The sequence below is a fragment of the Candidatus Collinsella stercoripullorum genome (genome assembly GCF_027669965.1).
GTDB classification, from domain to species: Bacteria; Actinomycetota; Coriobacteriia; order Coriobacteriales; family Coriobacteriaceae; genus Collinsella; species Collinsella stercoripullorum.
Genome location: NZ_JAQECM010000008.1, coordinates 23,933 through 43,520 on the forward strand (window position 1 = coordinate 23,933; position 19,588 = coordinate 43,520).

Sequence of the window (19,588 nt, forward strand, 5' to 3'; positions counted from 1 at the left end):
CTCGGCTACTTGCCGCACTTGGCCAGCGCGGAAGCCAGGGAGACGTTCTCGGAGGACGGGATCTTCTGGAAGTAGACCGTCACGCCGGCGTCGCCGATGGCCTTGGCGATGTCCGCGTCATCGGAGGTGAGGCCGACGGACTCGATGACCTTGGTGGAACCGGGCTTGATGGCGATGCCGCCGACGTTGAGCTCCTTGATGGGCACGCCGCCGTCGACCGCGACCTTGGCATAGGCCAGGGACTTGAAGATCAGCGCGACCTTGTCGTCGCCGAACTGGTCGGCGTTCCACTGGTCGACGAGGCCCTGGGCGGAGAAGACCTTGATCTTGAGGCCGCCGGTGGACTGGGTGGACTCGTAGATCTCCTTCATGAACTCGTCGTTGGCGGTGGCGTCATCGATGACGTAGGCGGAGTTGGTGCCCTTGCCCTTGGTCCAGACCTGCATGACCTGGCCGTGGACCAGACGATCGTCGATGCGTGCGAGGGTGATCTCTGACATTTGGTTCTCCAATCCCTAGCGGATGACTACAAGCAGGGGGCACATCCCCCGTATTGGGAGATGTACCCCGTTTTCAACGATTAGCCCTTGAGGTTGGAACGGTTGATGAGGCGGGCGCCCATCTTGCCGGCCTCGAGCGCGGTGTTGGCCAGCTCATGGCCGTCCTCGGCGATCTCGAGCTGCTGGATCGTCTCGATCAGCATGGGCATGTTCACGCCCAGGATCACGTCGCAGTCGACCTTGGCCACGCAGGCGAGCGCCACGTTGGAAGGGCTGCCGCCCATGAGGTCGCACATGATGATGGTGTGCGCGCCCTCGGCCTCGTTCTTCTCGACGATCTCGAACGCCTTCTCACGCAGGTCGTCCACGGACTGGCCGGGCACGAGGCCCAGGGCGTCCACGTTCTCCTGCTCGCCCATGATCATCTCGGCGCTCTTCTTGAGCTCGATGCCGAACAGGCCGTGCGTGATGATGAGGACCTTGTTCATACGCTGGTGCTCGCTTTCTCTCGAGGTGTTCGCTTACCGGATGCTTCAGCTTAGAGGATGCCGATGACGGCCAGGACGATCAGGATGACCGTGAAGCCGAGCATGGCCTGGGTGACCTTCATGCCCTTCTTCTGGAAGAAGAAGTACAGGCTCATGACCGCGATCAGCGGCAGGATGCCGGGCAGGATGCCGTTCAGGGTGTCCTGGAGCACGAACTCCTTGCCGGACATCTCGAAGGCGATCGGGGTGGTGATGGTCACGTAGCTCGCGGCCATGCAGCCCATCATGAACAGGCCGAGCACGCCGAGGGCGTCGATGATCGACTTGATGCGGCCGCCCTTCATGACCTCGAGCGCGGCACGACGGCCCATGGTGTAGCCCATGCGGGTGAACAGGAAGCCGTAGATGAAGGTCGCCGAGGCGAAGCAGACGAACGGCAGCACGGCGCCGAGCGGGTTGCCCTCCTGGCACAGGCCGAGGAACAGGGCGATGAAGATGTACTGGACGGTACCGGAGTCGATGGAGTCACCGACGCCGGCCAGCGGGCCCATCAGGCCGATCTTGGTGTTCTGGATCATCGTGGCGTCGAGCGCGTCCTCGCCGGCGTTGAGCGCCTTGGCGCGCTCCTCCTCCAGCGAGACGGTGATGCCGGAGATGATGCCGCCGCCCCAGACCGCCTGGGTGTTGAAGAACTGCAGGTGGCGCTGGTAGGCCTCACCGAGCATGACGGGGTTCTTGTAGAGCTTCTTCAGCACGGGCATCATGCCGAAGCAGAAGGCGGGCGCGACCATGCGGTCGAAGGTGTGGGGCACCTCGTTGGCCCACCACCAGCGGAACCAGGTCTTGAGCAGGTCCTTGTTGGTGATCTCCTCGGGCTTGTTCTCCTCGCCGAGCATCAGGCGGGGATCGGCGTGGATCATGCCGTCTTCATCGAGGTAGTCGTGGTAATCCTGGGAAAGCTTCTCGACAGCTTCGCTCATCGGTGTATACCTTCCTTTCTTGAACTCTCAGCAGACCGGGCGCGCTTAGGCGTCGGCCTTCGCGGTGAACATGTTGTAGCAGAAGGCGATGATGACGCCGAAGACGGCCCAGGTGATCATCGTGATGCTGACGCCGGCGGAGGTGGTGATCACGACCAGGAAGTAGGCCAGGAAGAAGAACACGAGCAGCTTGCGGGAGCCGATGACGTGCATGGTGATGGCGATACCGAGCGCGGCGAGGCCACCGGAGACGACGGTCAGGGCGTGGAGCACCGGACCCTCGGAGATGGCGTTCATGACGTCGGAGATGACCGGCGCGCCGAGGTACAGGGCGATGGTCATGGTCGGGACGAACAGGGCGAAGCCGATGAGGGAGGGGGCGAGGCCGATCCACAGGGCCAGACCGCGGGAGTCGGCCTTGACGGCGCAGGCGTCCATCTTCTGAACGCAGATGGTGTTCAGGAAGAAGCGGAGCTGATACAGGTAGCTGCCCATCAGGCCGACCGGCACGGCGATGGCGACGGCGGCCTCGGGGTCCAGGCCGCCGATGACGGCGGTGGACACGGCGATGGCGGAAGCCACGCAGGGCTCGGAGGGCATGGCGCCACCGGGGGCGACGACACCCATGTAGATGAGCTGGATCGTGGCCGTGGTGACCATGGCGGTGTGCATGTCGCCGAGGACCGCGCCCACCACGAAGCCCGCCATGAGCGGCGAGAAACGCATGGTCAAGGTCGCATAACCAAGTGCGCGCGATTCGACTGCCGCCACGAAGAGGGCAATCAGCAATGCTTGCAGAATTGACATTATGCCGTTCCTTTCTCTCCTCTTTTCCGGGGGCGGCGGAGTGCGTCTTCCCCGCCTTCCCCTTCGCCTTGCCAGGACCCTCCCCTGTCAAGACATACCTTGGGCATAGCTGCCCCTATGCAGAAAATAGTATGTGTTTTTTGACTGTTCCCAGCGAAAATTTTTTCTTTCTGGTGAGCGGTGTATAAGTTATCGCCTGCCGAAAAGTTGAGGTATTTTCAGTAAGGTTGTGCTACAGCGCTTCACGGCGCTCCCCAGACACCCCCATATAATCAAAATACCAGTTACATACCTCTAGTCGTATCGTTCTCCCAAAACCCGTCGTGCTGGATTTTTCACCGCACCCGCTACCGTTCACCGGAAGGAAGGGCGATCTCGGGACCGTTCCCCTACCGTTCCCTCATGGGTGATATCTTAATACGGACTAAGCGGACAGCCCCGAATTAGAAAATAATTTTTTTCTCCTACCGGCACGCGGGGTTGGACCGATTTCGGTATATTTTTCTACAAGCAAGTCGCGCGCGGATACGGTCGCCGCGGAACGCCCTTTCCCGTGCATGCGACGGACCTCGACGTTGGGATCTCGGATGGCACGAAACACCGTACTCCTCAAAATCAAATCCCTCATGCCGGCGCTTTCCGCCAAGGAGCAGAAGATCGCCGACTTCATCCTCGACGACCCGCGCTTCGCCTCGCGCATGACCATCAACGAGATGGCGGCCAACCTCGGCGTCGCGGACTCGACCGTCTTCAAGTTCACCAAGAAGCTCGGTTACCGCGGCTTCCGCGATTTCAGGACCGACCTGCTCGCCGAGGAATTCGACCCGCAGATCTCCATCCACGAGAACGTGACCCCCGACGACGACCCCCTCACCGTCGCGGAGAAGATCATCCACTCGAGCGCCAAGTCGCTGAACGACACGCTCGCGCTGCTGTCCGCCGACGACCTCGAGCGCGCCCTCGACTACCTGCTCGGCGCGGCGCGCATCTCGTTCTACGGCTGCGGCGAGTCCGGCGTGATCGCGCTCGACGCGTACCAGAAGTTCCTGCGCTCGCCCATCCCCTGCCACGCCATCATGGACTCGCACATGCAGCTCATGCAGGCGTCCCTGCTCACGCCGGACGACTGCGCCGTCGTGATCACGCACACCGGCGTCACGCACGAGATGTACGTGGCCGCCAAGCTCGCGCACAACGCGGGCGCCAAGGTCATCCTCATCACGAGCTACCCCTCGCAGAAGATCTCGGAGTACGCGGACATCACCTTCGTGTCCACCTCCGACGAGACGAGCTACCGGCCCGAATCGCTCTCGTGCCGCTACGCGCAGCTCGCCATCATCGACTCGCTGTACACCGCGATGATGTTCCGCCTGACGGAGACCTCGACCTCGCTGCACAAGATCCGCGAGGCCATCAACTTCATCAAGGAGGAGGCGTAGGGGCCGCTGCGGCCCCTACCCGTTGTAGCGCGCCAGGAACGCCCGCGTGCGCTCGTGCGCGGGGTTGCCGAGCACCGTCTCGGGCGCGCCCTGCTCCACGATCGCGCCTCCGTCCATGAAGACGACGCGGTCGGCCACGTCGCGGGCGAACCCCATCTCATGCGTGACGATGATCATGGTGATGTGCTCGGTCGCGAGCTGGCGGATGACCTTCAGCACCTCGCCGGTGAGCTCGGGGTCGAGCGCGGAAGTCGGCTCGTCGAAGAACAGGATGTCGGGGTTCAGGGCGAGCGCCCGCGCGATGCTCGCGCGCTGCTGCTGGCCGCCCGACAGCTGGCAGGGCACCTTGTCCTCGCAGCCGGAAAGCCCCATCTTGGCGATCAGCGCCCGCGCCTGCGCCTCGACCTCCGCACGGTCCCGGCGCTGCACCGCGATCGGGGCGTCCGTGATGTTGCGCATCACGGACATGTGCGGGAAGAGGTTGTAGCTCTGGAAGACGAGACCGAAGCGGCTCTTGGCGCGGCGCAGCTCGTCGCCCCGCAGGTAGGTGACGCGGCCGTCCGGTCCCGTCGACGCCACCGTGAGGTCGCCGTAGCGCAGCTCCCCGGCGTCGATCTGCTCGAGCATGGTCGCGCAGCGCAGCAGCGTCGACTTGCCGCCGCCCGACGGGCCGATGACCGCCACGACCTCGCCGGGGCGCACCTCGAGCGAGATGTCGCGCAGCACGGCGTTGTCGCCGAACGCCTTGTCCACACGCTCCATCGCGAAGACGGGCTCAACCATGTGCCTCTCCTTACCTGCTCCTGCCGTTTGGGGCCGGGAAATGGGAAATCAGGGACAGGCACTTATTTCCCACGGCAAAGCCCATTCGGGATGCGGTCACCTTCGGCCGTTGGGAAAAAAGTGCCTGTCCCTGATTTCCCATTTCCCGGCCCCCGATCACCCACGGCGGAACGCTAGTCGTGGTAGTAGTCCAGCCGCTTCTCGGCCGCGCCGATCAGCAGCTCGACCAGGAAGTTGAAAACCCAGTAGAACACCGCGGAGATGGCGAACGGCACCATGCTCACCTGGGACGCCACCAGCGCCTTGGCCGTCGAGAACATCTCCGCGACGCCGATCGCGAAGGCGAGCGAGGTGTCCTTCACCAGGGTGATGACCTCGTTTCCCATCGCCGGGAGGATGCGCTTGACCACCTGCGGCAGCACGATGCGCGCGAAGGTCTGCGCGCGGGTGTAGCCGAGCACCTCGGCCGCCTCGTACTGGCCGCGGGGGATCGACTGGATGCCGCTCCGGTAGATCTCCGCGAAGTACGCCGCGTAGTTGATGATGAACGCCACGATGCAGGCGTACCACTTCGAATCGGGGGTGAGTTCGATGCCGAACACGTAGTACGGGGCGAAGTAGATCGCGAACATCTGCAGCATGAGTGGCGTCCCGCGCATGATCGAGATGTAGATGCGCGCGACGGCGCGCAGCGGGGCGATGCGGCTCATCCGCGCGAACGCCACCGGCACGGCCAGCGGGATGGAGCCCACCAGCGTGAGCACGAAGATCTGCACGGTGGTCCCGAACCCCTCGAGCAGCATCCCCGTCATGGTCGCCAGATCCATGGCGCCGCTCCTCTCACATCGGCCCGGGACGCGCCGCATGCGCGCCCCGGGCTCCCCGCCCCGGTCCCCGTCGCGCGGGGGCCGCCGGCATGCCGACCGTTACTCGAGCACCCAGTTATCGTAGGAGATGCCGTACTCGGCGTACTTGGCGCACAGCTCCTCGATGGTGCCGTCCTCATCCATCTCGCGCAGGGTCTCGGTCACCTGGTCGGCGAGCTGCTGGCTGCCCTTCTTGAAGCCGACGGCGTAGTGCTCCTCCGACAGCATGTCGGGCAGCTGCACGTAGGCGTCGGGGTTGGCGGCCATCTGGTACTCAGCGATGGACAGGTCGCAGGCCACCGCGTCGACGGCACCGGACTCGAGCTGCATGAAGGCCGTGTTGTACTCGCCGATCTGCTCGAGGGAGGCGAACGTCGCCGCGAGGTCGGCCTGGTCGCCCTGGAGCACGTCGAGCGCGGCGGAGTCGACCTGGGTGATGACCGTCTTGCCCGCGAGGTCGTCGAAGCTCTCGATGCCGCTATCGGCCTTCACGACGATGACCTGGCCGTTCAGCATGTAGGGCTCAGAGAAGGTGTAGTCGTCCTCGCGGCCCTCCATGGTGAAGCCGTTCCAGATGCAGGAGATGGCGCCGGAGTCGAGCAGGGTGTCCTTGGCGTCCCAGTCGATCGGCTCGTAGGCGACCTCCCAGCCGTTGCGCTCGGCGACCTCGGCGGCGAGGTCGAGGTCGAAGCCGGTGAACTCGCCGTCGTCGCCCACGAAGCCGTACGGCGGATAGGACTGGTCGAAGCCCACCGTGAGCGTGGTGATCTCGGCGGAGGTGTCCTCGGCGGCCGATCCCGAGGCGGAGCCGTCGGAGGCCGGCGCGCCGCCGCACGCGGCGAGCCCCAGCGCGCAGACGAGCGCCATCCCGGCGGCCAGAGGCGCGAACAGTCGATTCTTCTTCATGGTCTGAACCTTCCCCATCATGAGCGCGCCGCGGGCGGCGGGCGCTGCCATTGCAACGGGCTCCACTTTACTATGATGGAGTGTCTGGGGCAAGGGTATTCTTTATCTTGGCGGAGCATTCGCAGTGCGCGGTGCCGTGCTGCAGGCGACGGACAGCAAGCGCGGGCGAGACGGGAGGGAAACCGCGGATGCACATCCATGCATACGGTGAAATCCCCGCCCGCGCGCGGCATGTGTACGATTTCGAGGTGCCGGTTCGCCGTATGCGCCGCACCCCGTATAAACGTCCCAGTTGGTTCCTGCGATGTTGTCGGAGGGTGCCGGCCATACGGAAGATTCGCACCTGGAAACCGTACACATCTCCCCGCCCGCCACGCATCCAATCCCTCGGATGCGGCTTTTGAGCCGTTTCCATGCAGAAGCAGGACGGTTTCCGCAGGTTTCATAAGGATGCTATGCAGCTATAAAATGACGCGCCGGACCGGAGCCCGACGCGCCCTGCATCATAGGGATATGCGGCCGCGGCTACTCGCGGAAGCCGTCGACGAACGGGTCCTTCACGCCGCCGGAGCGCTTGCCGGCGACGACCGCCCCCGCGCCCAGCGCGGACAGGCCGGCGGACACGGCGAGCGCGATGCTCGCGGCGTCGGCTGTGGCGGGCAGGCGCTCGGGCTCGGCGGCGTCGCCGCCCTTGGAGCCGTTCGCTTCCCGCTTCGCACCGGACCCGTCCCCGTCCTGGGAGCCGGATCCCGTGTCGGACGAGCCGCCTGAGGAGTTGCCATCGTCCGTCTTCTGCCCGTCATCGCCCGCCGCGCCGTCGGACGGGGAGCCGGTGGTGCCCGCAGCGCCGTCCTGCGTGGAGCCGCCCTGGTCGGACGAATCGGAGCCGTCGGCCTCATCGCCGCCCGACGAGGTGCCGGAACCGTCGGAGGAACCGGGGTCGCCCGTGGAGTCGCCGGCCGGGTCATCGGCCGCACCGTCGGAGGTATCGCCGCTCGCGCCGTCGGAGACGTCGCCGTTCGCGGCATCGCCGTCGGAGGAGCCGTCGTCGGATGCGGAGTCGCCGGCGGGGTCGGTCGTCCCCGTATCGCCCGCGGCGCCGCCGTCGGAGGACGGGCCGCCAGCGGATGCGGAGCCGTCGCCGGGCTCCGTCGCCCCCGCATCGCCGTCCGTCCCGCCGGCCGCATCGCCGCCGGCAGCGTCACCACCGACAGCGTCACCACCGGCCGTATCGCCGCCGGTCGCGTCGTCGTTGGCCGTATCGTCGCCGGTCGCATCGCCGCCGGTCACGGCATCGTCCCCGGGAGCCGTGCCGTCATCGGAGCCCGTCTCGGTATCGGAGCCGCTGCCGGGCTGCTCCGCCGCGGCCTCGTCCTCGCTGATATAGGAGAGGCAGGTCGCGCGCTCGCGCTCGTAGCGGGCGCGGTAGCTCGCGCCGTAGGTGTAGCCGTCGACGTTCTCCACCACGGCGTCGCACAGGGCGTTCACGAACTCGCGGTCGGTCATGTCGTCGGACAGGTTCGCCAGCTTGAAGAACCTCTGGCACCCGCCGGAACCGAAGAGGTTGCACAGGCCCCATGCGAGGCCCTTCACGCAATCGGCGCGCCCGGAGATGTCCACCCCGAAGTTGTTGCGCAGGATGCGCTCGACCGTCAGGTAGTACTCCTGGTAGGCGAAGTTGTCCTGCAGGGCGGAGAACTCGGCGGGGTCCGCGGCGTAGGCGGCGTGCCAGGCGTCCTCGGCGAGCTGGCCGATCTCGGTGAGCTGCTTGGTGGAGCTGTCGTAGGTCGCGCCGTTCTGGAGCTCGTCGCCGCGCTCGATGACCGCCGCGAACATCGAATACTTGGAGGAATCGTAGCTGTAGCAGGCCTCGATGAAGTCGAGCAGCGAGTAGCGCCGGTCGAACTGGTAGAACCCCATCGCGTTGTAGCCGTCGCCGTAGCTGAAGCCCTGGTCGTAGTTGCTCCCGCTCTCGTTCTCGGCGAAGTACCTCATCTCGCTCGAGAGGCTCTGCGGCGTGATGGACACGCGCGCGCTGCGACCGCTGAGCAGGGAGTTGAGCGACAGCGTCATGATCGTGGGCATGCCCTCGGCCGAGGGGTCCTCCACGTAGTCGTCGGCGCGGTCGTACTCCGCCGGCGCGGGCAGCTCCTCCTCGGCGGCATCGTCTCCCGTCGAGGTGCCGTCCCCGGTGGACGACCCGCTCGCGGCAGCGCCCTCCAGCGAATCGGCGCGCTCGGTGCCGGTATCGGTGCTCGCATAGGTGATGGTCGGGGTGCCGACGGTGCCGATCGCCAGCGTCAGGGCGAGTCCGGCGGCGATGGCCTGGTGCCTGGGCTCCATGGTGCCTCCTTGGTTCTGCGTCTTCCCGAGGGAAGGTGGTGCGATTGGGGTGTGTTGCGTCAGGACGCAAGAGACCCCTCCATTATGCAGAACCCGGAGCCGCTTGACAAAGGGGGTCGGTTTGTATCACAAGCCGCCGACATCGTCGCCCTCGGGCCGTCGGCTGCGCAGCTTGAAGCCGATGCCCCAGACCGTCTCGATATCGTCACGAAAAGCGCGCCGGCGCCCATCTCGGGACGCCGGCGCGCGTCGAACCTATCCGCGGGCCGCTCGGGGCAGGGCGCCCCGGGGCGCTAGCAGACCTTCTGGATCCAGCCCTCGGGACCCTCGATCTCGCCGTCCTGGATGCCGGTCAGGGTCTCGCGCAGCTTGCGCATCACGGGCCCGACCTCCTCCATGCCGCTCGCGAAGACGATCTCCTCGTCGCCGTTCACGACCTTGCCGACCGGGCTGATGACCGCCGCGGTGCCGCACATGCCGCACTCGACGAAGGCGCCGGACTCGACCTCGGAGAACGCCACCTGGCGCTTGACGACGCGCATGCCGAGCATCTCCTCGGCGACCTGCACCAGGCTGCGCCGGGTGATGGACGGCAGGATGGAGTCCGTCGCGGACTTGGGAACCACGAGCGTGCCCTCCTTGTCCACGAACAGGAAGTTGGCGCCGCCGGACTCCTCCACGTAGGTATGGGTCTGCGGGTCGAGGAACATGTTGTCGGCGAAGCCCTCGGCATGGGCCTGGACGCTGGGGTACAGGCTCATGGCGTAGTTCAGCCCCGCCTTGATGGCACCGGTGCCGTGGGGCGCGGCGCGATCGTACTCGGGCACCTTGACCGCGACGGGCTTGACGCCGCCGGAGTAGTACGGCCCCACCGGGGTCACGAGGATGCGGAACTGGTACTCGTCGGCCGGGGCGACGCCGATGACCTCGCCGGTGGCGACCATGAACGGGCGGATGTAGAGCGTGGCGCCCGACCCGAAGGGCGGCACCCAGGCCTCGTTGGCCTTGACGACCATCTTGACGGCCTCGATGAACTTGTCCTCGGGGAACGGCGGCATGACGATGCGGCGGGCGGAATCCGCCATGCGGCTCGCGTTGAGGTCGGGACGGAAGCAGACGATGTCGCCGTCCTTGGTGGTGTAGGCCTTGAGACCCTCGAAGACCTCCTGGCAGTAGTGGAAGATGCCCGCGCACTCGGACAGGGTGAGCGAGTGGTCGGTCGTGAGGCCGCCCTCCTCCCACGCGCCGTCGCGATAGGTGCACACGTAGCTGTAGTCCGTGGGACGATAGGCGAACCCGAGGCTGCCCCAATCGATATCCTTCTTCTCAACCGCCATGGGATGCTCCTTCTTCTCCGCATAGATGACGAGGTGGCATGTGGGCGCGATGCGGCGCGACGCCCCGCGGGAGGGGCGCCGCGCCGTGCGCGTGAGATTGATTCTACTCCCGCGCACGGTGCCCGGCGCGGTTTTTCTTTACGCCGCTAAAGCTTAACGTGGATGACGGCGCGCTCCGGGCGCCCGACATGCGCGGGCGGGCCGCGGGGGCCTCCGTTGTTTCAGGATGAGGGCGAGGGCCGATAAACCCTAGTATTTCGCTATACTTAACGCATCGCGAGGCTGAGGGAGGGCTCGATGGGCTTCATCACCACCATCAAAGAGGATATCGCCGCGGTCCGGGCCAACGACCCCGCCGCGCAGAACGGCCTGGTCATCTTCCTGTCCTACCCCGGCCTCCATGCGAAGTGGGCGCACACGCCCGAGCACTGGCTGTGGAACCACCGGATGCGCGGTCTCGCCCGCGTGATGTCCCAGGTCACCCGTTTCTTCACCGGCGTCGAGATCCACCCCGCCGCGCAGATCGGGCGGCGGCTGTTCATCGACCACGCGATGGGGGTCGTCATCGGCGAGACCACCGTCATCGGCGACAACTGCACCCTCTACCAGGGTGTCACCTTGGGCGGCACGGGCAACGAGACGGGCAAGCGCCACCCCACGCTGGGGGACAACGTCACCGTCGGCAGCGGGGCCAAGGTGCTCGGCAACATCCATATCGGCGACAACGTGCGCATCGGCGGCAACTCCGTGGTCGTGAAGGACGTGCCGCCCGATTCGACCGTGGTGGGCGTCCCCGGGCGCGTCGTGCGGCGCAACGGGTGCCGCGTCATGAACGCGACCTTCGACGCCAAGCGCCATCGCGAGAACATGCCCGACCCCGTCCAGGAGGCGTCGATGGCGAACCGCGAGTGCATCGCGGAGAACGCGCGGCGCATCCGCACGCTGGAGCAGCAGGTGGCCGAGCTGACCGAGCTCGTCCACGTGCTCACATCGGATTCAAAGGGCTAGGAAGGCGCCGTTACGGAGGCGCCGATACGGCTCCCCGGGCCCGTCGGCGCTGCCGGGGCTACTCGCCGTCGCGCGTGCCCTCGGAGGAGCCGCGCCCCTCGCGCACGGCGGGCAGCACGCGCTTGACGACCCAGAACGCCACCACGATGACGGCGATGACGATCAGGACGACCTTGACGATGTCGGAGAAGCCCTCGACCTGCGCGGTCACGGTCTCCCAGGCGCCGCCGGCGGCGTACCCCAGGCTGCACAGGACGGTGTTCCACACCGCCGAGCCGATCAGCGTGTAGAGGCTGAAGCGTGCCAGGTTCATCTTGGCCGTGCCCGCGGGGATGGAGATGAGGCTGCGCACCACCGGGATGCAGCGGCACAGCAGCACCGTGATCTGCCCGCGCCGGTCGAACCAGCCGATCGCCTTGGAGACGTCGCCGGAATGGAAGCCCAGAAGGCGCATGGGGCGGGTGTCGAAGAACGACTCGAGGCGGTCCTGGGACAGCAGCCTGCCGATACCGTAGAGGACGAAGGCGCCCGTCACCGAGCCGACCGTCGCCGCGACGATCACCAGGGGGAGCTCCATGCTCGTCTGGATGACCAGGAAGCCCGACAGGGGCAGGATGAGCTCGCTCGGAATGGGCGGGAAGACGTTCTCCAGGAAGATGAGCCCGAACACCGCGAGGTATCCGAAGCTGCTGATGAAGGAAAAAAACGCCTCTTGCATGGGGGCCTCTCTCGTCACGCCGCGCCACCGGGGCCCGGTCGCGCCGACCGCGCGCCGACCCGGTGGGAACCACATCGAACGCGGCTGATGGTACTCAAGGCGCCGACGGGGCGCGGGCCCGTCCGCCGAAAACCGAATACCGCCGACAGAAACTACAGGAAACCACGACGCGACGGCGCATCGGCCGGCAGGCGGGCGCGATATGGTGACGGGCAGGACGCCCCCGCGCCATGACGCCGCGGCGCCCCCGCCCGCCGGAAAAGGCCCCCGTGCGGAGCCGAGCCGCCTGGGCACGCAAGCGGCTCGACCCCGCACGGGGGCCTCTTGAAACGGTTCGCGGACTTCAGCCGGTGCAGCCGGCCTCCGGCGCAGCCCTACTGCCAGTCCGCGGGGAACACCGTGTACACGTACTTGGCGTGGTCGGGCGTCTGGAAGTGGATGTGGCTGCCCTTGGGGATGTAGATGATCTCGCCGGGGGCGGCGGACACGACGCGCCCGTCGATCTCGATCTCCAGCGTACCCTCGAGCACGATGTCGTACTCGTCGTAAGTGAGCGTCCACTCGAACGACGCGGCATCCTTGAGCTCCATGATGCCGCAGCCCATACGGGGCGCCTCCTCCAGGGTGGTCACGTCGGCGAGCAGCACGTCGGAGCGGCCCTCGAACGGCTCGAGGGCGACCCGGGACGTCTTGATGCCGATAATCCCGCTCGGGTCGACATGCTTGTAGGGCGCGTCCGACGCGCACGCCTCGAGCGTCGCGCGGACGACGTTCTCGACGAGCGACTTCAGAACGTCCTGGCTCATTTCCATGGGAATCACCTTTCCTGTCTCGATGGGGCGCGTCGCGCGGGGGCCTCACGCCGGGCGGCGTCCCCGCCGCGCCCGCGTCGGGGACGGGCGCGCGGCGGATGCGGCACCCGGCCGCCGCGGGCTAGCAGATGGCGCGGTACAGCTCCGCGATCTGCTCCGGGGAGGCGCTCACCGGGTTGGTGGGCATGCAGCGGTCCTTCTGCGCGTTGGCGACCATGACGTCGACCTTCTCGCGGGCGAGCGCGCGGCGCTCCTCGTCCTCGATGGCCGGCGCGACGTGCACGGCGCGCATCAGCTGCTCGATCTTTCGGACGAGGCCCTCGACCGCCACGGCGTCGGTATGGCAGCAGCACCCCACGCGCGCGGCGATGCGGGCGTAGCGGGCGCACACCGCGGGGTCCTTCGCGTTGAAGCGGATGACATGGGGCAGCAGCAGCGCGTTGCAGCGGCCGTGCGGCAGATGGACCTGCGCCCCCAGCGCGTGCACCATGGCATGGCACAGGCCGAGGCCGGCGTTGTTGAAGGCCACGCCCGCCATGCAGGAGGCGTTGTGCATGCGCTCGCGCGCCGCGATGTCGTCCCCGTGCCCCACGACGTGCTCCAGGCACTCGAACACCACGGCGGCGGCCTTCTCGGCGAGCGCGTCGGACATGTCGGTCGCATCGGTGGCGACGTAGGCCTCGAGCGCGTGCGTCAGCACGTCGAGCCCGGTGTCCGCCGTCACCGTGGGCGGGACGGTGCGGGTGAGCTCGGGGTCCAGGATCGCGTGGTCGGGCAGGAGCTCGTCCGAGACGATCGGGTACTTGACGCCCGCCTCGGGGTCGGAGATGACCGAGAAGCTCGTCACCTCGGAACCGGTGCCGCTCGTGGTGGGAACGGCGACGAACAGCGGACGGTCGACCTGGGCCGTGCGCGTGTAGATGTAGCTCGCCGCCTTGGCGGTGTCGATGGCCGAGCCGCCGCCGAGCGCGACCACGCAGGTGGGGCGCACCTCCATGAACAGCGACACGCAGGCGCTCACCACGTCGACTGTGGGGTCGGGCACCACGCGGTCGAACAGCTCCCAGGTGCAGCCGATCGAATCCAAGCGGTCGGTGACCTGGTGTGAGGCGCCCGACTTCGCCATGAACGGGTCGCACACGACCGCCGCGCGGTCGCACGACAGCTCGAGCAGCTTGTCCAGCGCGCCCGCACCGCTTGCGATCTGCGCCCCTAAAACGAACGTGTCCATCGTCTACTCCTCCGAAAGACCGATGTAGGCCTTGACGTCGTCGACGCCGCGGCGATCCTTGTTGCTGATATAGAAGATCCGGTCGCACCCGGCCAGCTCGAGCTTCTCGCGCGCCTGCTCGATGGCCTCCTCGCTCTCCGCGATGTCGACCTTGCTCACCAGGCCCACCGTGGGCTTGCCGAACATCGTGGCGAAGCCCGGGGCGAACATGCACGTGTCGTCCGTGCAGTCCTGCACGAGCACGATGACCTCGGCGTCGGCGGTGGTGAAGCCGCCGGGGACCGGGGTGCCGGTGCCGGGGGCGCAGGCGGGATCGAGGTAGTCGATGTCGAAGGTCAGGAAGGCCTTGGCGTCTCCCACGCGCTCGATGATGCGCTCGATGACGGCCTCGTTACCGATCTTGTGGTGCTCGTCGGCCTTGATGGCGGCGTAGCCCAGATCGGAGGAGCGGGTGAGGTCCTCGGGGCCGTAGAGGCCCTCGCGGATGCCGACCTAGATGGACTTGGAGGTGTCGACCAGGCCCTCCTTGGCGGCATGGTAGAACGGGGTGCCGTGGGTGTAGTCCTTGCCGAAGTACTTGTCGATGGTGTCGTAGTGCGCGTCGAAGTGGATGAGGGCGACGGGGCCGTTGACCTCGGCGCAGGCGCGCAGCTCGGGCAGGGTCACGGAGTGGTCGCCGCCCATGGCGACGGGGACGACGCCCTTTTGGAAGATGGGCAGCATGCCCTTCTTGATGACGTCGAAGGAGTCCTCGACGTAGCCGGGGACGGAGCCCAGGTCGCCGTAGTCGACGCCGGAGCACTCCTCGAAGATGTCGACGCCCAGCGGGCCGCTGTACGGCTTGGCGGCGAGGGCGGACATCTCACGGATGGAGGCCGGTCCCTGACGGCAGCCGACGCGGAAGGTCGCGCAGGTGTCGAAGGGGATGCCGAGGACGGCGAAGTCGACATCGTCGAGCACGGACTCGTCCTCGACGAGCTCCATGCGCATGAAGGTCTTGACGCCGGAGAAGCGCGGAGACATGAGAGAGTTCTTAGGCTTGTAATGCTTGGACACGACCATCACTCTTTTCAGTGCTCGTGAGCGCGTGAGCGCTCGTCCGTCTCGATCCGCTGCGCGCACCGGTACCCGCGGGGCGCGGACCCCGAGGCGCCGCTGTGTCTGCGCGCGGCCGATCGCTTCTGCAGCGCGGAGCCCCTTCCGCGCTGACCACAGCTTCGATGCTTGTGCTACACAAAGGTCAAATCCGCCCTCCGTGAACGGACGGTATTCGCCCGTAAACGGAAAAGGCGCAGGTCAGAGCCGTATGCCGACGACGGCGCGATGGCGAGCGGCCGGTGACGGGCCGCGGGCGGCGACCCGGTTGACGGGATCGCGAGCGTGCACTAGGGTACGGGCACATCGCCACCGGGTTGTAAGAAACCTGTCAGGTTTCGGTTACCCGTCTGCGACCCGAGCCCCACGCCCCACCGTAAGCCATACAATGCGGATGCCGCCCGCCCTTTCCCGGACGGGCGCGTTCGCTGCGGAAAGGAGCCGAAGGCGCCATGTCGCGTATCCCGATCGTCGATTGCCACACGCACACCAGCTTCTCCGACGGGGAGTCGACGTTCACGGAGGTGCTGACCGCAGCCGCGGCGAACGACTGCCGCGTGCTCGCCTTCACCGACCACCTCACCCTCCCCGTCTCCATGGACCCGGAGGGGGACGCCATGGTGAGCGAGGCCGACCTCCCCGCGCGCCGGCGCGCCTTCGAGGAGGCGTGCGAGCTCGCCGCCGAAATCGCCCCGAACATGGAGCTGGTGTACGGCTTCGAGTGCGACTGGTACCGCGGGTGCGAGGACAACGTGCGCCGCTGGAGCGAGGGCGCCGTCATCCGCCTGGGCAGCGTCCATTGGATCGGCGACCCCGGCGACATCCGCGCCGGATCGACCGGCATGGTGCCCGAGGGCAGCGTCGAGCCGGCGGGGACCCCCGGCACCGGCTGCGGGTGGATCGACAACAAGGACGACCTCCATCTGTGGGACGAGCTCGGCCCCGACGAGGTGTGGCGCCGCTACGTGGACGACTGGTGCCGCGCATGCGAGAGCCCGCTCGATTTCGACGTCATGGCCCACCCCGATCTCGCCATGCGCTTCGCCAACGAGGGCTACGCGCCCACGGGGGACCTGCCCCCGCTGTGGGACCGCATGGTCGAGTGCGCCCACGACACCGGCCGACGCATCGAGGTCTCCACGGGCGGCAAGCGCAAGCGCGTCCTCGACTACTACCCCACCCGCAGGCTGCTCGAGCGCTTCTGCCGCGCGGGGGTGCCCATCACCTTCGGGTCCGACGCGCACCGTCAGAGCCATGTGTGCTGGGGCATCCTCGAGGCCCAGGCGTTCGCGCACGAGTGCGGCTACCGCACGTTCGACATCCCGCGCGCCGACGGCAGCTGGCACCGGGTCCCCCTGGGCCAGAACTGGCAGCTGGCGGCCCCGGCCCCCGCACGCTGAGCGGACCCGCCGAGGGGCTGGTTGGGGACGGGTTCGTTTCAACCCATCAGCGCGCGTTCCGGAGGGGTCGCCCGCCGCAGGGGGTCGGTGCGATGGCGTATACTTCGCAGAGGTATCACGCACCCACCGTCGGCTGCGCCGACGTGCAAAGGAGGCCCTATGGCAAGCATCAGCGTCGACTACTACTCCTCCTCGCTCATGCGCACCACCACGCTGAACGTCATCCTCCCCTTCGACAACCCCGACGACGCCTGGGCCGTCGACGCCGCGCTGCGCCGCGACCCGCATACCTGGGAGGCAGCCCCCTACCCGCCCCGGACCGCCCCGCTGCGCACGCTCATCCTGCTCCACGGCATCAACGGCAACCACACCGACATCATCTCGGAGACGCGCATCACCAAGTGGGCCTCCGAGCACCGGATCGCCGTCGTCATGCCCTCGGGCTACAACGCCTTCTATATCGACAGCCCCGAGACCCACAACTACTTCGGCCGCTTCGTGGGCCTGGAGCTGCCCCATGTCGTGCGCCGCATGTTCCCGCTGTCCGAGCGCCGCGAGGACATGTTCATCGGCGGCATCTCCATGGGCGCCTACGGCGCGCTGCGCAACGGCTTCAAGTACGCCGAGAACTTCGGCGCGATCATCGCGCTGTCCTCGGCCATGATCATCGACAACTTCGACGCCCTGATCCGCGACGAGCCGTTCTTCCTGTCCCGTCCGTTCCTGGAGGCGATCTTCGGCGACCTGGACCGCGTGGTCGATTCCGACAAGGACCCCGCGCGCCTCGCCGCCGACGTGGTCTACTGCGACCGCCCGCGCCCGCGCGTGTTCATGGCCTGGGGGAGCCAGGACCCGCTCGCCCAGCCCAACCGCGTGCTGGCGGCGCGCCTGCGCGGCACGGGCATCGAGGTCGAGCAGCGCGAGATGGCCGGGGGCCACGACTGGGACTTCTGGAACGCCGCGCTTCCGCAGGCGCTCGACTGGCTGCCGCGCGGGTAGCGGGACGCGCGCCCGCCGCCGACCCGGGCCGTCCGGTCGCCCCGCGGTCGCCGGCCCCGGCGCCAGCCCGTTCGCCCGCTCGGACGAGGCGGACGAGACGGCCTTCCCGGACGCATCGGCCCCGCCGGTCGATGCGTCGGCGACGGCCGACCCCCCGTCCGCCCGCTTTCGGGTATAACTTGAAGATGCGCCTGCACATGCGGCGATGAGCCGCATCCAACCGTGCCCAGAGGGGGAAATCTGCAATGGCACTGCTCAAGGTCGATTTCTACTCCAACTACCTCCAGCGCAACGTGGTCCTCACCGCGGTCGTCCCCGTGGACAAGATGGACGGCAGCAAGCGCGCCAAGCGCCGGCAGGGCCCGTACCGCACCGTGTACCTCCTGCACGGCCTGTTCGGCCGCGACTACGACTGGATCGACAAGACCCATGTGGTCGAGACGGCGGAGGCGCGCGACGTCGCGGTCATCATGCCGTCGGGCGAGGACGGCCTGTACCTCAACAAACCCGAGATCAATGAGTGGCATGGCAAGTTCATCAGCGAGGAGCTGGTCGACGTCACGCGCCACCTGCTCCCGCTGTCGCGCAAGCGCGAGGACACCGCGCTCGCCGGCATCTCCATCGGCGCGTACACCGCCCTCATCAACGGGCTGCTCCGGCCGGACCGCTTCGGGTCCATCATCGCCCTGTCCGGCGCCTTCATGCGCGACCGCGTCCTCGAGGCCGTGGAGTCCCACTCGCCGCGCAAGCGCAAGTACTACGAGCGGTGGTTCGGCAACCTGGACACCGTGATCGGCTCCGAGAAGGACTACGTGACCCTCATCGACCGCTTCAAGCAGGACCCCGAACTGCCAAAGCCCAGGTTCTACGGCGCATGCGGCGAGCACGACAACCTGTGCGGCAACAACCGCGAGGTCGTGGGGCTGCTCAAGGAGGCCGGGTTCGACGTGACCTACTGGGAGCCCGAGATCGGGAGTCACGAGTGGCCGTTCTGGAACGCCTGGATCGACTGCGCGCTCGACTGGTACGCGCCGGGCGAGATGAAGCCGTCTTCGGCGAATGTGGACTACACCGGGATCACCAGCCTGCGCCCGCCCGACGAGGGCAAGTTCGTACTCAAGGACAACGACTGACCGAGGGCGGGGACATGGGAAAATAGGGACAGGTGATTTTTTCCCCCGCCCATCGGGCGATTGGGAAAAAATCACCTGTCCCTATTTTCCCATGTCCCCGATGACCCGCCACGAAACAAAGGAGCCGCCATGCCCGCGCGCACCCTCGTCATCATCGCCCACCCCGACCTCTCCGGCGCGAGCCGGGTGAACAGGCGCTGGGCAGCCGAGCTCGACCGCTTCCCCGACGAGTTCGACGTTCGCGACCTGTACGCCCTGTACCCCGACGGCGTCCTGGACGAGGCCGCGGTCGCCGCGGAGCGGGCCGCCCTCGAGGAGCACGACCTGATTGTGTTCCAGTTCCCCGTGTACTGGTACAGCGCGCCCGCCCTGCTGCGCACGTGGACCGACGAGGTCTACGGGTTCGGATGGGCCTACGGCGGCGAGCAGGCCGCCCCCGGCGAACCGGGGCGCAAGCTCGCCGGGAAGCGCTTCGCGGTGGCCATGTGCGCCGGCGACATCGAGGCCAACTACCGCGCCGAGGGCACCGTGGGGTTCACCCCGAGCGAGGTCATCATCCCCTTCCGCGCCACCGCCAACTACGTGGGAGCGTCCTGCGAACCCGAGCCGTTCACCCTGTTCGGCACGGAGGGCGACCTCTCAGACGGGGAGCTCGAGCGGAGCGCCTCGTCCTACATCTCCTGGCTGCGCGCGCTGTGACCCGCGGCGCGGCCCGCATCGGCGGCCGACGCGACGGATGACGG

At 67.3% G+C, this 19,588-nt stretch carries 18 protein-coding genes and 1 pseudogene; 6 read left to right on the plus strand and 13 right to left on the minus strand.

The genetic code is table 11. The features are described from left to right. Positions 1-5: 5 nt before the first annotated feature. The 4 genes from PHA29_RS03525 to PHA29_RS03540 all read right to left on the minus strand — a co-directional run bounded on the left by PHA29_RS03525 (position 6) and on the right by PHA29_RS03540 (position 2,775). Positions 6-500, minus strand: coding sequence for a PTS system mannose/fructose/N-acetylgalactosamine-transporter subunit IIB (locus tag PHA29_RS03525; RefSeq protein WP_270404903.1), 495 nt, complete (start codon positions 498-500; stop codon positions 6-8). Between the two features lie 80 nt (positions 501-580). After that, positions 581-988 carry a PTS sugar transporter subunit IIA gene (locus PHA29_RS03530; protein WP_270404902.1) on the minus strand — a complete coding sequence of 136 codons (408 nt, stop codon included), beginning with the start codon at positions 986-988 and terminating at the stop codon, positions 581-583. Between the two features lie 50 nt (positions 989-1,038). Further along, entirely contained in the window at positions 1,039-1,968 is a 930-nt protein-coding gene (locus PHA29_RS03535) for a PTS system mannose/fructose/sorbose family transporter subunit IID (RefSeq protein ID WP_270404901.1), read from the minus strand. Between the two features lie 45 nt (positions 1,969-2,013). Beyond that, positions 2,014-2,775 (minus strand): PTS mannose/fructose/sorbose/N-acetylgalactosamine transporter subunit IIC, encoded by a 762-nt coding sequence (locus PHA29_RS03540; protein ID WP_270404899.1) that lies wholly within the window; start codon positions 2,773-2,775, stop codon positions 2,014-2,016. A 587-nt stretch (positions 2,776-3,362) separates the two neighbouring features. On the opposite strand from PHA29_RS03540, the gene PHA29_RS03545 reads away from it, so the two are divergent. Beyond that, positions 3,363-4,214: a MurR/RpiR family transcriptional regulator gene (locus PHA29_RS03545; protein WP_270405800.1), complete on the plus strand. Its 852-nt coding sequence runs from the start codon at positions 3,363-3,365 to the stop codon at positions 4,212-4,214. A gap of 15 nt (positions 4,215-4,229) precedes the next feature. Here the strand turns inward: PHA29_RS03545 and PHA29_RS03550 are convergent, their stop codons facing one another. The 5 genes from PHA29_RS03550 to PHA29_RS03570 form a co-directional block, all read right to left on the minus strand. After that, positions 4,230-4,997, minus strand: coding sequence for an amino acid ABC transporter ATP-binding protein (locus tag PHA29_RS03550; protein ID WP_270848123.1), 768 nt, complete (start codon positions 4,995-4,997; stop codon positions 4,230-4,232). A 173-nt stretch (positions 4,998-5,170) separates the two neighbouring features. Next, a complete protein-coding gene (locus tag PHA29_RS03555) occupies positions 5,171-5,824 on the minus strand; it encodes an amino acid ABC transporter permease (protein WP_270573986.1) in 654 nt (217 codons plus the stop codon). 99 nt (positions 5,825-5,923) lie between these two features. Next, positions 5,924-6,769 (minus strand): transporter substrate-binding domain-containing protein, encoded by an 846-nt coding sequence (locus PHA29_RS03560; RefSeq protein ID WP_270405797.1) that lies wholly within the window; start codon positions 6,767-6,769, stop codon positions 5,924-5,926. A 525-nt stretch (positions 6,770-7,294) separates the two neighbouring features. Continuing rightward, positions 7,295-9,112, minus strand: a complete 1,818-nt coding sequence (locus PHA29_RS03565; protein ID WP_270848125.1) for a VgrG-related protein — start codon at positions 9,110-9,112, stop codon at positions 7,295-7,297. A 293-nt stretch (positions 9,113-9,405) separates the two neighbouring features. Further along, entirely contained in the window at positions 9,406-10,476 is a 1,071-nt protein-coding gene (locus PHA29_RS03570) for a branched-chain amino acid aminotransferase (protein WP_270848148.1), read from the minus strand. Between the two features lie 270 nt (positions 10,477-10,746). On the opposite strand from PHA29_RS03570, the gene cysE reads away from it, so the two are divergent. Continuing rightward, the gene (gene cysE / locus PHA29_RS03575) at positions 10,747-11,457 is read left to right on the plus strand and encodes a serine O-acetyltransferase (protein ID WP_270848126.1); all 711 of its coding nucleotides are present in this window, start codon (positions 10,747-10,749) and stop codon (positions 11,455-11,457) included. A 58-nt stretch (positions 11,458-11,515) separates the two neighbouring features. Here cysE and PHA29_RS03580 read toward each other — a convergent pair whose 3' ends face one another. From PHA29_RS03580 to PHA29_RS03595, 4 genes and pseudogenes are all read right to left on the minus strand, one after another. After that, positions 11,516-12,175 (minus strand): DedA family protein, encoded by a 660-nt coding sequence (locus PHA29_RS03580; RefSeq protein ID WP_270404199.1) that lies wholly within the window; start codon positions 12,173-12,175, stop codon positions 11,516-11,518. Between the two features lie 374 nt (positions 12,176-12,549). Further along, complete coding sequence (locus PHA29_RS03585) at positions 12,550-12,987, minus strand: cupin domain-containing protein (protein WP_270848128.1); 438 nt, start codon at positions 12,985-12,987, stop codon at positions 12,550-12,552. Positions 12,988-13,108: 121 nt separating this feature from the next. Beyond that, positions 13,109-14,218: a 1-propanol dehydrogenase PduQ gene (locus PHA29_RS03590; RefSeq protein ID WP_270848130.1), complete on the minus strand. Its 1,110-nt coding sequence runs from the start codon at positions 14,216-14,218 to the stop codon at positions 13,109-13,111. Positions 14,219-14,221: 3 nt separating this feature from the next. After that, positions 14,222-15,280 (minus strand): annotated as a pseudogene (locus tag PHA29_RS03595) (arginase family protein). Positions 15,281-15,765: 485 nt separating this feature from the next. Here PHA29_RS03595 and PHA29_RS03600 point away from each other — a divergent pair. From PHA29_RS03600 to PHA29_RS03615, 4 genes are all read left to right on the plus strand, one after another. Continuing rightward, positions 15,766-16,713 carry a PHP domain-containing protein gene (locus PHA29_RS03600; RefSeq protein WP_270848132.1) on the plus strand — a complete coding sequence of 316 codons (948 nt, stop codon included), beginning with the start codon at positions 15,766-15,768 and terminating at the stop codon, positions 16,711-16,713. Positions 16,714-16,872: 159 nt separating this feature from the next. Then, positions 16,873-17,712: an alpha/beta hydrolase gene (locus PHA29_RS03605; protein WP_270404192.1), complete on the plus strand. Its 840-nt coding sequence runs from the start codon at positions 16,873-16,875 to the stop codon at positions 17,710-17,712. Between the two features lie 245 nt (positions 17,713-17,957). Beyond that, positions 17,958-18,845 carry an alpha/beta hydrolase gene (locus PHA29_RS03610; protein WP_270404190.1) on the plus strand — a complete coding sequence of 296 codons (888 nt, stop codon included), beginning with the start codon at positions 17,958-17,960 and terminating at the stop codon, positions 18,843-18,845. Positions 18,846-18,974: 129 nt separating this feature from the next. Beyond that, positions 18,975-19,544 (plus strand): NAD(P)H-dependent oxidoreductase, encoded by a 570-nt coding sequence (locus tag PHA29_RS03615; protein ID WP_270848134.1) that lies wholly within the window; start codon positions 18,975-18,977, stop codon positions 19,542-19,544. The last annotated feature ends 44 nt before the right edge of the window (positions 19,545-19,588 follow it).

Coding starts and splice junctions, on each gene's coding strand:
- PHA29_RS03600 (WP_270848132.1), top strand. CDS start 15,766: ATGTCGCGTATCCCGATCGTCGATTGCCACACGCACACCAGCTTCTCC.
- PHA29_RS03585 (WP_270848128.1), bottom strand. CDS start 12,987: ATGGAAATGAGCCAGGACGTTCTGAAGTCGCTCGTCGAGAACGTCGTC.
- PHA29_RS03550 (WP_270848123.1), bottom strand. CDS start 4,997: ATGGTTGAGCCCGTCTTCGCGATGGAGCGTGTGGACAAGGCGTTCGGC.
- PHA29_RS03555 (WP_270573986.1), bottom strand. CDS start 5,824: ATGGATCTGGCGACCATGACGGGGATGCTGCTCGAGGGGTTCGGGACC.
- PHA29_RS03535 (WP_270404901.1), bottom strand. CDS start 1,968: ATGAGCGAAGCTGTCGAGAAGCTTTCCCAGGATTACCACGACTACCTC.
- PHA29_RS03530 (WP_270404902.1), bottom strand. CDS start 988: ATGAACAAGGTCCTCATCATCACGCACGGCCTGTTCGGCATCGAGCTC.
- cysE (WP_270848126.1), top strand. CDS start 10,747: ATGGGCTTCATCACCACCATCAAAGAGGATATCGCCGCGGTCCGGGCC.
- PHA29_RS03605 (WP_270404192.1), top strand. CDS start 16,873: ATGGCAAGCATCAGCGTCGACTACTACTCCTCCTCGCTCATGCGCACC.
- PHA29_RS03565 (WP_270848125.1), bottom strand. CDS start 9,112: ATGGAGCCCAGGCACCAGGCCATCGCCGCCGGACTCGCCCTGACGCTG.
- PHA29_RS03610 (WP_270404190.1), top strand. CDS start 17,958: ATGGCACTGCTCAAGGTCGATTTCTACTCCAACTACCTCCAGCGCAAC.
- PHA29_RS03525 (WP_270404903.1), bottom strand. CDS start 500: ATGTCAGAGATCACCCTCGCACGCATCGACGATCGTCTGGTCCACGGC.
- PHA29_RS03545 (WP_270405800.1), top strand. CDS start 3,363: ATGGCACGAAACACCGTACTCCTCAAAATCAAATCCCTCATGCCGGCG.
- PHA29_RS03580 (WP_270404199.1), bottom strand. CDS start 12,175: ATGCAAGAGGCGTTTTTTTCCTTCATCAGCAGCTTCGGATACCTCGCG.
- PHA29_RS03560 (WP_270405797.1), bottom strand. CDS start 6,769: ATGAAGAAGAATCGACTGTTCGCGCCTCTGGCCGCCGGGATGGCGCTC.
- PHA29_RS03540 (WP_270404899.1), bottom strand. CDS start 2,775: ATGTCAATTCTGCAAGCATTGCTGATTGCCCTCTTCGTGGCGGCAGTC.
- PHA29_RS03615 (WP_270848134.1), top strand. CDS start 18,975: ATGCCCGCGCGCACCCTCGTCATCATCGCCCACCCCGACCTCTCCGGC.
- PHA29_RS03590 (WP_270848130.1), bottom strand. CDS start 14,218: ATGGACACGTTCGTTTTAGGGGCGCAGATCGCAAGCGGTGCGGGCGCG.